8 protein-coding genes and 1 pseudogene are annotated in these 12,516 nt (G+C 71.7%); 8 read left to right on the top strand and 1 reads right to left on the bottom strand.

What is annotated here, in order from left to right:
• Window positions 1-352 precede the first annotated feature (352 nt).
• Window positions 353-1,567: an ROK family transcriptional regulator gene (locus HCJ92_RS17100; RefSeq protein WP_167934476.1), complete on the bottom strand. Its 1,215-nt coding sequence runs from the start codon at window positions 1,565-1,567 to the stop codon at window positions 353-355.
• 152 nt (window positions 1,568-1,719) lie between these two features.
• Here HCJ92_RS17100 and HCJ92_RS17095 point away from each other — a divergent pair, with 152 nt between their 5' ends.
• The 8 genes and pseudogenes from HCJ92_RS17095 to HCJ92_RS17060 form a co-directional block, all read left to right on the top strand.
• Window positions 1,720-3,273, top strand: coding sequence for a sugar ABC transporter ATP-binding protein (locus HCJ92_RS17095; RefSeq protein WP_420824733.1), 1,554 nt, complete (start codon window positions 1,720-1,722; stop codon window positions 3,271-3,273).
• Entirely contained in the window at window positions 3,270-4,337 is a 1,068-nt protein-coding gene (locus HCJ92_RS17090; protein WP_338054225.1) for an ABC transporter permease, read from the top strand. Before HCJ92_RS17095 ends, HCJ92_RS17090 begins: the two co-directional genes overlap by 4 nt.
• Before the next feature lie 200 nt (window positions 4,338-4,537).
• On the top strand, window positions 4,538-5,602 hold the full coding sequence (locus HCJ92_RS17085; RefSeq protein WP_167934475.1) for a substrate-binding domain-containing protein: 1,065 nt from the start codon (window positions 4,538-4,540) through the stop codon (window positions 5,600-5,602).
• A gap of 64 nt (window positions 5,603-5,666) precedes the next feature.
• Window positions 5,667-6,878 carry a Gfo/Idh/MocA family protein gene (locus HCJ92_RS17080; RefSeq protein WP_167934474.1) on the top strand — a complete coding sequence of 404 codons (1,212 nt, stop codon included), beginning with the start codon at window positions 5,667-5,669 and terminating at the stop codon, window positions 6,876-6,878.
• A complete protein-coding gene (locus HCJ92_RS17075; RefSeq protein WP_167934473.1) occupies window positions 6,875-7,897 on the top strand; it encodes a sugar phosphate isomerase/epimerase family protein in 1,023 nt (340 codons plus the stop codon). The genes HCJ92_RS17080 and HCJ92_RS17075 overlap by 4 nt, the downstream gene beginning before the upstream one ends.
• Before the next feature lie 430 nt (window positions 7,898-8,327).
• Window positions 8,328-9,317: a sugar phosphate isomerase/epimerase family protein gene (locus HCJ92_RS17070; RefSeq protein ID WP_167934472.1), complete on the top strand. Its 990-nt coding sequence runs from the start codon at window positions 8,328-8,330 to the stop codon at window positions 9,315-9,317.
• 136 nt (window positions 9,318-9,453) lie between these two features.
• A complete protein-coding gene (locus HCJ92_RS17065) occupies window positions 9,454-11,580 on the top strand; it encodes a PQQ-dependent sugar dehydrogenase (RefSeq protein WP_338054224.1) in 2,127 nt (708 codons plus the stop codon).
• A 345-nt stretch (window positions 11,581-11,925) separates the two neighbouring features.
• Window positions 11,926-12,516, top strand: a pseudogene (locus HCJ92_RS17060) (sel1 repeat family protein); the annotation flags it as partial.

Here is a 12,516-nt window from a genome sequence, read left to right as displayed (position 1 = left end):
CGTCGGACCCCTCCGGACGCAGCGCCTCGTCGAGCTGGCGGCTCAGTTCCTTGATCCGGTCCTGTGCCTCACCGAAGCCGGCCCAGTCACCCCCCGCGGGATGCCCCCAGGACGTGGCCGGCTCCTGCGAGCGCTCGGCCGACGCCGCCGTCGGTGAACCAGGACCACGGCCGAGCCGTCCCGTCCGCCCGGCCTCCGGCGCCCGGCTTCGGCCAGCGAGCAGAGGCGCGCAGCCGTGCGGCCCGGCCCCGCGGCGCCGTGCGGGAGCGTCGGTTGTGTCCGCGACGCCCCCCTGTGGGCGTCGCCCCGCCCCGCCCCGCCCCGGGCTGGGGCGACGGGGGCAGCGCTGCGGTCAGGCGGTGAGGAGGGCGTCCAGCTGGCTCGGGGCCAGCGCGTGCTCGATCACCATGAAGGCGGCGCCCTGGATGCCGGCGTGGCCGTCCGGCCCTGCCTGCACGATCCGCAGGTGCTCGGTGGCCAGGGGGAGGGACCGCTGGTAGACGACCTCGCGGACCCCGGCGATCAGGTGCTCGCCCGCCTGTGCGAGGGCGCCGCCGATCACGACGACCGAGGGGTTGATCAGGCTGACCGCGGTGGCCAGCACCTCCCCGATGTCACGGCCGGCCTGGCGCACGAGGCGCAGCGTGGGAACCGAACCGCTGCGGGCGAGCGCCACCACCTCGGCGCTGCCGCGCGCGGAGATCCCCTGATCGGTCAGACGGGAGGCGACGGCGGCGCCGCTCGCCACCGACTCCAGGCACCCGACGTTGCCGCAGCGGCACATGACGTCCGCGACGTCCGCGTCGTGGGGGAGCCGGACGTGGCCCATGTCGCCGGCGACGCCCTGGGCGCCCCGGTGGAGCCGTCCGTCGATGACGAGCCCGCTGCCGATACCGGTGGCCACCTTGACGAGAATGAACTGCGACTCGTCCGGCCAGTTGGTCCGGTGTTCGCCGAGCGCCATGATGTTGACGTCGTTGTCGACAAGTGTTACCGCATCGATGCGGGAGCGGACGAACCCGGGGACGTCGAAGCCGTCCCACCCCGGCATGATCGGTGGATTGGTGGGGCGCCCGGAGGAGAACTCGACCGGCCCCGGGAGGCCGATGCCGATGCCGAGCAGCTCGCCGGCGGACCGTCCGAGGGTGCCCAGCAGCTCCAGCCCGCGGTCCTGGAGGTGGCCCAGGACGACCTCCGGTCCGCGGTCGATGTCGATCGCCTCGTCGTCCTCGATCAGCACCTGACCAGCGAGGTCGGTCACGGCGAGCTTGATGTGCGTGGCGCCGACGTCGGCGACCAGCACGACCCGCGCCTCGGGGTTGAAGGCGAACAGCGACGGTGGGCGTCCTCCGGTGGAGCGCCCCTTCTCCGCGTGGCGCAGCAGCCCCGAGTTCATGAGCAGGTCGACCCGTTCGGCGATCGTGGAGCGCGCGAGCCCGGTCTCGGCGGAGAGCTCCGCCCGTGTGCGGGGGCGGCCGTCCCGGACGAGGTCCAGCAGTGCGGCTGTTCCGACCGTGGCGTTGACCGCGGTGAGCGGCAGCGGTCCACTGGCGGAGGTGGCGGTCATGACGTGCCTTTCCATCCGATGCCGCAGTCACGAAGGTGGGGGCGTTCACGGTACAACGCCGTGCCCTTTCCTCCTGCCGGAGCATACCTTCTGACAGGTAACGTTGAACTTTCTATTGACCACCGGCAAAAGTGCCTCTACGTTCATCCGCCATGGGAGCCGCACACCAGGCGCCGGACGAGTCCGCGGGCGCCAGTGACCGTCAGCCACTGCTGGAGATGCACGACATCGTCAAGCACTTCCCCGGCGTCAAGGCGCTGGACGGCATCGACCTGGACGTCAGGGCCGGAGAGGTCCACTGCCTCCTCGGGCAGAACGGGGCCGGCAAGTCCACCCTGATCAAGGTCCTCGCCGGTGCCCACCAGCCGAACGCCGGCCGCATCATCTGGCGGGGCGAGGAGGTACGGCTGCCGAACCCGCAGGCAGCCATCAAGCTGGGCATCGCCACCATCTACCAGGAACTGGACCTCGTCGACGGCCTCACCGTCGCCGAGAACATCCACCTGGGGCACGAGCGCCGCAACCGCTGGGGGTTCAACGCCGCGAGGGAGTCCAACGCCGCCGCGGCGGAGCTCCTCGGCCGTCTCGGCCACCCCGAGGTCTCACCGACCACCGAGGTCGGACGGATGTCCGCCGCCGGCAAGCAGATCGTCTCCATGGCACGGGCGCTCTCGCACGACGCCAAGCTGATCGTGATGGACGAGCCCTCCGCCGTCCTGGACCAGGAGGAGGTCGGCCGACTGTTCAGGGTCGTCCGCGACCTCTCCGCCCAGGGCGTCGCGATCGTCTACATCTCGCACCGCCTGGAGGAGATCCGAGAGATCGGCAACCGCGTCACGGTCCTCAAGGACGGCCGCACCGTCGCCACCGGTCTGGAGGCCAAGGACACCCCCACCAAGGAGGTGATCCGGCTGATGACGGGCCGCTCCATCGACTACGTCTTCCCCGACCGCGGCGCGGGTGCCCCCGAGGGCGACCCGGTGCTGGAGGTCGAGGGGCTGGGCCGGACCGGCGAGTTCACGGGTGTGGACTTCACCGTGCGTCCCGGCGAGATCGTCGGCCTGGCGGGCATGGTCGGCTCCGGACGCTCCGAGATCCTGGAGACCATCTACGGCGCGCGCAAGCCCACCGCCGGCAGCGTCAAGGTCGCCGGCAAGCGGCTGCGGCCCGGCCGGGTCGGGTCGGCGATGGCCGCCGGGATCGGGTTCGCCCCGGAGGAGCGCAAGAGCCAGGCCCTGGTGCTGCGCGATCCGATCTACCGCAACGTCACGATGGCGAGCCTGCCGCGGTTCTCCCGGCGCGGGTTCATGCACAACGCCGAGGAGCGCCGCGCAGCCGCGGAGCACACCGGTGCGCTGGACCTCCGCCCCAATGACGTCGAACGCGCCGCCGGGACCCTCTCCGGCGGCAACCAGCAGAAGGTCGTCCTCGCGCGGTGGCTGCTGCGCGAGTGCAAGGTCCTGCTGTTGGACGAGCCCAGCCGAGGGGTGGACGTCGGTGCTCGCACCGAGATCTACGCCCTGGTCCGGTCGCTGGCCGCGAGCGGCATCGCCGTCGTCGTGGTGTCCAGCGAGATCGAGGAGGTCATCGGCCTCTCCGACCGGGTGCTGGTGATTTCCGACGGGAGCCTGGTGCACGACTGCCCGGCCGACGAGATCGATGAGCACCAGGTGCTCGACATGGTGATGGAAGGTGAGGTGGCGTGAGCCTCCAAGCGAGTGCCGTGGAGTCCGGCGGTCAGCCGGGCCCCGGCGAGGACGTGCCGGAGAAGAAGGGGGCGTCCGGCGGCGGTTTCCGCACCCGGGCGACCGACCTGCTCTCCGGCTCCGCCGGCCGCAACCTGGGCCTGGTCATCGCGCTGCTGCTGCTGTGCCTGATCGGTCTCATCACGGCCGGCGACCGGTTCGCCAACGTGGACAACATGATGACGGTGCTGCGCCTGGCATCGGTCATCGGCGTGGTCTCCGTCGGGATGACCTTCGTCATCACCGGCGGCGGCATCGACCTCTCGGTCGGCGCGATCGTCGCGCTCGCCTCGGTGTGGGCGACCACGCTGGCGACGCAGACGATGGCAAGCGATGTCCACTGGATCCTCATGGTCTCCACCGCGCTGGCGGTGGGAGCGGGATGCGGCCTGGTCAACGGGTTGCTCATCGCCTACGGGCGTATGGCGGCCTTCATCGTCACCCTGGCGATGCTGGCCGCGGCGCGTGGTCTGGCCGAGCTGATCGCCGACAAGAAGACGCAGGTCGTCACGGTCGGGCCGTTCCTGGACTTCTTCCGGGGCTCGCTCCTCGGCATCCCGCGGCTGGTGATCATCTTCGCGCTCGTCGCCGTCGCCGGGTGGGTCCTGCTGAACCGCACCGCCTACGGACGGCGCACGCTGGCCGTCGGTGGCAATCCGGAGGCGGCCCGCCTCGCCGGGATCAACGTCAAGCGCCACCAGACCTCGCTGTACGTGCTGCTGGGCGTGGCCTGCGGGATCGCGGCGGTCATGCTGATGGCCCGCACCACCGCCGGTACCTCCACCCACGGCACCCTCTACGAGCTGGACGCCATCGCCGCGGTCGTCATCGGCGGCACCCTGCTCAGCGGTGGCCGCGGCACCATCGTCGGCACCGTCTTCGGGGTGCTGATCTTCACCACGCTGACCAACGTCTTCACCCTGAACAACCTGGACACCTCCACCCAGGCGGTGGCCAAGGGCGCGATCATCGTCATCGCCGTGCTGCTCCAGCAGCGAGTGGCGGCGCGATCCACGCCCGGCTGACCGGGCGCGCGGGACGCCGCCCCTCCCGGCGGCTCCGCCCCGCGCGCCTCACCCCGCCGCGCCCCGCACGGCACCCGGGCCCCGCCAGGGCCCGCACCAGGCACCGCCCCACCCGGGAAGCCCCTCCCGGGGACCGCGCCGCAGCTGCGACGACTCGGCGCACCCAGGCCGCACTCGTGTTCCCGAAAGGCAGGACCGTCATGTCCGCTACCGCCAGATCCCGTCGTACCCGGACGCTGACCCGCATCGGCGCCCTGACCGCAGTGGCCGCGCTCGCCGTCGGCTGCACCTCCAACACCCCGGCGGAGGAGAGCAACGGTGGTGGCGACGACGGCGGGACCACCGCCGTCAGCGCGAACGACGACCCGGGCGAGACCGTCACCATCGGCTTCTCCGGCCCCGAGGCCGACCACGGCTGGCTGGCGGCGATCAACTCCGCCGCCCGCGAGGAGGCCGACAAGTACGAGGACATCGAGTTCGACATCGCCGAGGGCACCAACGACCCCTCGGCGCAGATCGCCCACATCGAGTCCTTCATCAGCAAGGGCGTCGACGCGATCGTCCTGCTGCCCACCGACGGCGCCGCGCTGACCGAGGCCGCTACCGAGGCGATGCAGGCCGGTATCCCGGTGGTCAACGTCGACCGCGAGTTCTCCAACGAGTTCGCCGCCCGCGTCACCATCCTCGGCGACAACTACGGCATGGGTGTCTCCGCCGGTACCTACGCCTGCCAGCTGGTGGAGGAGAACGACCTCGGCGACGCCGTGATCGCCGAGATCGCCGGCATCGACTCGCTGCCGCTGACCCAGGACCGCTCCCAGGGCTTCGAGGACGCGCTCGCCGAGTGCGGCCAGGACGTGGACCGCCGGGTCGCCGCCGAGTTCACCGTGGAGTCCGGCGAGTCCGCCGCCTCCAACCTGCTCCAGGCCGCGAACGAGATCGACATCATCTGGAACCACGACGACGACCAGGGCGTCGGCGTCAAGGCGGCGTTCGAGAACGCCGACCGGGACGAGTTCTTCTTCATCGGAGGCGCCGGATCCGCCAACGCCATGCGGTGGATCGAGGCGGGCGAGATGGAGGCGACCGTCCTCTACCCGCCGACCCAGGCCGCCGACGGGATCCGCCTGGCACGACTGCTGGCGCAGGACAAGGGCCTCTCCGACCTGGTCCAGGTCGAGGTGCCCCGGCGCATCGTGCTCAACGCGCCCGTCGTGACCGCGGACAACGTCGAGCAGTACATGCCCCTGGGCTTCGAGTCCTGACCAACGGGTCGGCGGTAGCGACCAGCGGCCCCACGGGCCACACACGGCGGAAGAGGGAGACAGGATGAGTGGCGCCGAGCGGCGGTCCATCGGTATCGGGATGGTGGGCTACGCCTTCATGGGCATGGCCCATTCCCAGGGCTGGCGCAATGCCAGGAGCTTCTTCGACCCGGCGCTGACGCCCCGGCTGGTCGCCCTCGGCGGCCGGAACCGGGCCGCGGCGCAGGAGTTGGCCAGACGGTTCGACTGGGGAGCGGTCGAGACCGACTGGCGGGAGCTGGTGGCACGGGACGACGTCGAGCTGGTGGACATCTGCACCCCGGGCGACACCCATGCCGAGATCGCCGTCGCGGCGCTGCAGGCCGGCAAGCACGTCCTGTGCGAGAAGCCGCTGGCCAACACCGTCGCCGAGGCCGAGGCCATGGCGACGGCCGCCGAGACCGCCCGTGCGGCCGGCGTCCGCTCCATGGTCGGCTTCACCTACCGGCGGGTGCCGGCGGTGGCGCTCGCCCGGAAGCTGGTTGCCGAGGGCCGCATCGGCCAGGTCCGCCAGGTCCGAGCCGAGTACCTCCAGGACTGGCTCAGCGACGCGGAGGCGCCGATGTCCTGGCGTCTGGAGAAGGACCGAGCCGGCTCCGGGGCGCTCGGGGACATCGGTGCCCACGCCGTCGACCTCACCCAGTTCATCACCGGGCTGGCCGTCACCGGCGTCAGCGGGCTCACCGACACCTTCGTCGCCGAGCGCCCACTGGCGGACGGCTCCGGTACGGGCCGGGTGACGGTGGACGACTCCGCCGTCTTCCTCGCCCGCCTCACCGGTGGCGCCCCCGCCACCTTCACCGCCACCCGGTTCGCCACCGGCCGCAAGAACGCGCTCCGGATCGAGATCTCCGGCAGCGAGGGGGCGCTCGCCTTCGACCTGGAGGACATGAACGCCCTCCACCTCTACGAGGACGCGACGCCCTCCCGCACCCGCGGCTTCACGCGCGTCCTGGTGACCGAACCCGAGCACCCCTACGTGTCCGCCTGGTGGCCGCCGGGGCACCTGCTCGGCTACGAGCACGGCTTCTCCCACCAGGCAGCCGACCTGCTGACCGCGATCGACACCGGCCAGGACCCGGCGCCGTCCTTCGCCGACGGGCTCGCGGTCCAGCGCGTGCTCGCCGCCGTGGAGGCCAGTGCCGCGGCGGACAGCGCCTGGACCACCGTCGACACCACCCCGGTCGCCCCGGCCGGGGAGTCCGTCCAGAACCGAGAGCCGGAGGCAGCGCGATGAGCCGACCGATCACCCTGTTCACCGGCCAGTGGGCCGACCTCCCCTTCACCGAGGTGGCCCGACTGGCGTCGGAGTGGGGCTACGACGGGCTGGAGATCGCCTGTTGGGGCGACCACCTCGACGTCCGCCGCGCCGCGGAGGACGACGCCTACCTGAAGTCCCGCCGCGACATCCTGGAGCAGCACAACCTCGGGGTGTGGGCGATCTCCAACCACCTCACCGGGCAGGCCGTCTGCGACAACCCCATCGACCACCGGCACCGCGCGATGCTGTCCGACCGGGTGTGGGGGGACGGCGACGGGGAGGGCGTCCGCCGCCGCGCGGCCGAGGAGCTCCAGTACACCGCGCGCGCCGCCAAGCGGCTGGGCGTGGACACGGTCGTGGGTTTCACGGGCTCCTCGATCTGGCAGTACGTCGCCATGTTCCCGCCGGTCGGCCAGGAGTACATCGACGCCGGCTACCAGGACTTCGCCGACCGCTGGAACCCGATCCTCGACGTGTTCGACGAGGAGGGCGTGCGGTTCGCCCACGAGGTCCACCCCTCGGAGATCGCCTACGACCACTGGACCACGGTCCGCACGCTGGAGGCCATCGGCCACCGCGAGGCGTTCGGGCTCAACTGGGACCCCAGCCACATGGTCTGGCAGGACATCGACCCCGTCGGCTTCCTGCTGGACTTCGCCGACCGGATCTACCACGTGGACTGCAAGGACGCCCGCCGCCAGACCGGCAACGGGCGCAACGGGCGCATGGGTTCCCACCTCGCGTGGGGCAACCCCCGCCGCGGCTGGGACTTCGTCTCCACCGGCCGGGGCGACGTGCCCTGGGAGCGGTCCTTCCGCGCGCTGGAGACGATCGGCTACCGCGGCCCGATCTCCATCGAGTGGGAGGACGCCGGAATGGACCGGCTGCACGGCGCGCCGGAGGCGCTGGCGTACGTCCGCAGCCAGCTCTTCGAACCATCCAAGTCGTCGTTCGACGCGGCGTTCAGCTCCCCGCGCGACGGCGAGGCCGGCTGAGGGCACCCCCGACGTGCCGGGGCGGAGCAGCGGACCGCCCCGGCACCCCGACACCGCGTCGCGGCACACCCCGCCGCCCCTCCGGCCGCACCCGGCCGGCGCGACTCCGCAGCACCCGTGGCCACCGCACCGCACGGCAGGACAGCCGCCGGACGTGGCCCCCCGAACCGCACCACTCATGCGCGCCGGGCGGCGGTCTTCCTCTTCCCCCCCCACCGGTGGACCGCCGCCCAGGGCCGCGCCCCGCCGCCCGCTCGGGCAGGCCCCTTGACACCCCCACGGGAGCACCCGCTCCACCCCCCACACGGATCACCCAGTACCAGCCGCACCTCTCCCACGTCACACGCGTCAACCTCGTGTCCCCGCCCCGGGGACGGCCCCCCACCCGGCCGCGGCCGAGCCGCAGCGGTCGGGAGAAGAAGGAGTCGCCATGTGTTACGGATTCGACGGTGAGCGTCCCCTGGAACGCTCGCTCGCCCAGCGCGGGTCCTCCCGCCGCAACGTGCTGCGCGGCACGCTGGCCACGGCCGCCGCCGGCGCGGTCGCCGCCACCGGCCTGGCAGCGGCGGCGCCCGCAGCCGCGGCGCCCGTCGCCGCCCCTGCCCAGGGCCGGAAGCCCTCCGGCCGCCCGCTGGTCCCGCCCGGCCAGATATCCATCCAGCTGTGGACGGTCCGCGACGACCTCAACGGCGAGCGCGGCTTCGACGCCACGCTCCGCGAGATCGCGAAGACCGGCTACCCGCGGGTCGAGCAGGCCGGCGGCTTCTTCGGCCGCTCCGCCAAGGAGCTCCGCCGCTTCTACGACCGCCTCGGCATCAAGGCGACCTCCAGCCACGAGGGCGTCAGCGAGACCAACACCGCGCTGGACACCAAGATCGCCAACGCCAAGGCGCTCGGCCAGTCCTACATCAACGTGCCCTACCTCGCCTCCGAGAGCGCCGACGACTGGAAGCGCTGGGCGGACCGGATGAACGAGGAGGCCGCCCGTGCCAAGCGGGCGGGGATCAAGTACGGCTACCACAACCACGCGCACGAGTTCACGGTCGACCTCGGCCGTGGCCGGACCCCGTGGTCGATCCTGACCGAGCGTCTCGACCGCCGCCTGGTCCACCTGGAGATCGACCTCTACTGGGCGGTGCGCGGCGGCATCGAGAGCGGCGACGGGGTGAAGGACCCCGAGGGCTTCGCGCTGGAGGTCATCCGCCGCGCGCCGCAGAAGACGCTCCAGTACCACGTGAAGGACCGCAACCCCGAGACCGGCGGCTTCGCCGACGTCGGCACCGGCCACATCGACTTCCCGCGGATCTTCCGGGCCCACTCCGTCAAGGAGTACATCGTCGAGAACGACAGCCCCGACGTGACCCCGCTGCAGACGGCGCGGGTCGGCTACCGGTACCTCCGCAGCTCCAAGTGCCGCTGACCGGCACCGAGGACCCCCACCGGGGGGCCGGAGGGGTCCCCGCGGGCCCCTCCGGCCGAACCCCCGCCTCGCCGTCCGCATCCGGCGGAACGGCCCACCGAACCACCCTGCACGACCTCCAGGAGAGGGAACGCCCGTGATACGCAGATCCGGCCTCGTCGCCGCGGTCACCGTCCTGGCCGCCTCCATGCTCGCCCTTCCGGCCACCGCCCACCCCGGCCACGGGGACCCCGAACCGCCGCCCGCGGACTCGGAGTTCCAGAAGGTCGTCCTCAACGACATGCCGGGCGAGCCGATCGACCTCGCCGTCCTGCCCGACAAGCGCGTGCTGCACACCACGCGCGACGGACAGGTGTGGCTGAACGACCCCAAGAGCGGGCTGAACACGCTCGCCGGCGAGCTCGACGTCTACACCAACGACGAGGAGGGGCTCCAGTCGGTCGCCGTCGACCCGAAGTTCGACGGCAAGAAGAACCGCTGGGTCTACCTCTACTACGCCCCGCCGATGGAGACCCCCGTCGACGACCCCGCCACCCCGGACGTCAACGAGGGCGAGGCGCCCTGGACCGGCGACCCGGAGGACTTCGAGCCGTTCAAGGGCGTCAACCGCCTCTCCCGCTTCGAGCTCAAGGGCGGCAAGATCGACCTGGGCACCGAGCAGGAGATCATCGACGTCGAGCAGGACCGGGGCATCTGCTGCCACGTCGGCGGCGACATCGTCTTCGACGCCAAGGGCAACCTCTACCTGTCGACCGGCGACGACACCAACCCGTTCGAGTCCGACGGCTACACCCCGATCGACGAACGCCCCGACTCCAACCCGGCGTTCGACGCGCAGCGCGCCTCGGCCAACACCAACGACCTGCGGGGCAAGGTGCTGCGGATCACGGTGGAGAAGGACGGCTCCTACTCCATCCCCAAGGGCAACCTCTTCAAGGCGGGGACACCCGACACCCGTCCCGAGATCTACCTGATGGGGCTGCGGAACCCGTTCCGCATCGAGCTCAACCAGAAGACCGGTGAGCTGTACGTCGCCGACTACTCGCCCGACGCCAAGGACTCCGACCCCGCGCGCGGTCCCTTCGGCCAGGGCAAGTGGTTCGCCGCCAAGAAGCCCGGCAACCACGGCTGGCCCTACTGCATCACCCCGGACCAGCCCTACATCGACTACGACTTCGCCACCGGCGAGTCCGGCGAGGCGTTCGACTGCGCCAAGCCCGTCAACGACTCCCCCCGCAACACCGGCCTGACCGAACTGCCGCCGGTGGAGCAGCCGGACGTCTACTACGGCAACGAGATCTCGGAGAACTTCCCCGACCTCGGCACCGGTGGCGTCGGCCCGATGGCCGGCCCCGCGTACGAGTACGACAAGAAGGCCACCAAGGGCCGCCACCCGGTCGCCTGGCCGAAGCAGTACGACGGCACCCCGCTGTTCTACGAGTGGACCCGCGACTACATCAAGGGCTTCCACGTCCAGAAGAACGGCGAGGTCGCGATCGAGGACATCGTCCCCGGCATCGACCTCAGCTCGGTCATCGACATGGAGTTCGGTCCCGACGGCGCCCTCTACATCCTCGAGTACGGCAAGGGCTACTTCTCCGAGAACGAGGAGGCCCGCCTCGCCCGCATCGACTACATCGGCAAGAAGGGCAACCACGCCCCGGTGCCGCAGGTCAGCGCCGACGTCACCGACGGCCAGGCGCCGCTGACGGTCGCCTTCTCCAGCGAGGGCACCACCGACCCCGACGGCGACAAGCTCACGTACGCCTGGGACTTCGAGTCGGACGGGAAGATCGACTCCCGCAAGCAGAACCCGACGCACACCTTCAAGGAGAACGGCGTCTACCGCGCCAACCTCACCGTCACCGACGTCGGGGGCAAGCACCGCGGCAAGACGGCCTCCGCCGAGGTCCGGATCGTCGTCGGCAACGAGGCGCCCGTGGTCGAGTTCGTCACCCCGCAGACCGGTGACGAGTTCTCCTTCGGCCAGTTGGTGAACTTCGAGGTGCAGGTCACCGACGACCAGCCGGTCGACTGCAACCGCGTCACCGTGACCTACATCCTGGGCCACGACGACCACGGCCACCCCATGACCAGCGCGGCGGGCTGCACCGGCTCCATCCGCACCTCGCTGGCCGGTGGCCACGACCCCGAACGGGACAACCTGCGCGGCGTGTTCGTCGCCTCCTACACCGACCCCGGTGAGGACGGCCTCCCGCCGCTGACCGGCACCGCCGAGGTGGTCCTCAACCCGGTCGGCTGAGCCGACCCGCAACCCAGAGCAACACCGTCACAGGACGGGCGCCCGGCCGACACGACGGCCACGGCACCCACCCCCTGTGAGGCGGTGACGGAGTACCGGTGACGCCGGGCGGTGAACACACCGCCCGGCGTCAGCCTTTGGGCAACAGTTCGGAACCTCGCCGCGTCCGGGGCTCATGGGATGCGTGAGACCGGGAAGCGATACTGCGAGCAAGGTTGGTCAACTCTGTCGGGCATCCGGGTTTTGACGGTTTGAATATCGGGAAGTCGACAAACCTACAAGTTACTTCTCGCGTCGCACAAACCAACGTGCACGCGGCATTCAGGTGGTGCGACGATGGACCTTATGGGGGACGTGACGAGGTTCGACAGCGGGGCTGCCTCGGCCGCGCGGGAGGGGGCACGACTGCTGCGACGCGGCGATCTCGAAGGAGCCGAGGCGCCACTGCGCGCCGGTGCGGCGGAGGGCGACCGCTCCGCCGCCAACAACCTCGGACTCCTCCTCCACCAGACCGGACGCACCGAGGAAGCCCTCACCTGGTGGCGTTCGGCCGCCGTCGCCGGCTCCGCCCCGGCCGCCCACGCCCTGGGCCGGGTCCAGCGCGACCGCGGCGACGAGGTCGCCGCCGAGTACTGGCTGCGCCAGGCCGCCGACGCCGGCCACGACTCCGCCGCCTACGCCCTCGCTGACCTGCTCGACCACCGCGGCGAGGACGAGGCCACCGGCTGGTACCGGGCCGCCGCCGAACGCGGCCACCGCGAGGCCGCCTACCGCTACGCCTCCCGCGCCGACGAGCCCGAGACCTGGTACCGGTTCGCCGCCGCCCGCGGCCACCGCCGCGCCGCGCTGCGGCTCGGCGCCCTCCTGGAGGAGCAGGGGCGCGCGGCCGAGGCCGGCCGCTGGTACCTCGACGCCGCCGAGTCGGGGGAGCCCCGC

It is taken from the genome of Streptomyces spiramenti, assembly GCF_012034385.1.
GTDB lineage: Bacteria > Actinomycetota > Actinomycetes > Streptomycetales > Streptomycetaceae > Streptomyces > Streptomyces spiramenti.
The sequence above is the reverse complement of the archived record's forward strand: the minus strand, read 5'-3'. Positions and strand labels throughout refer to the sequence as shown.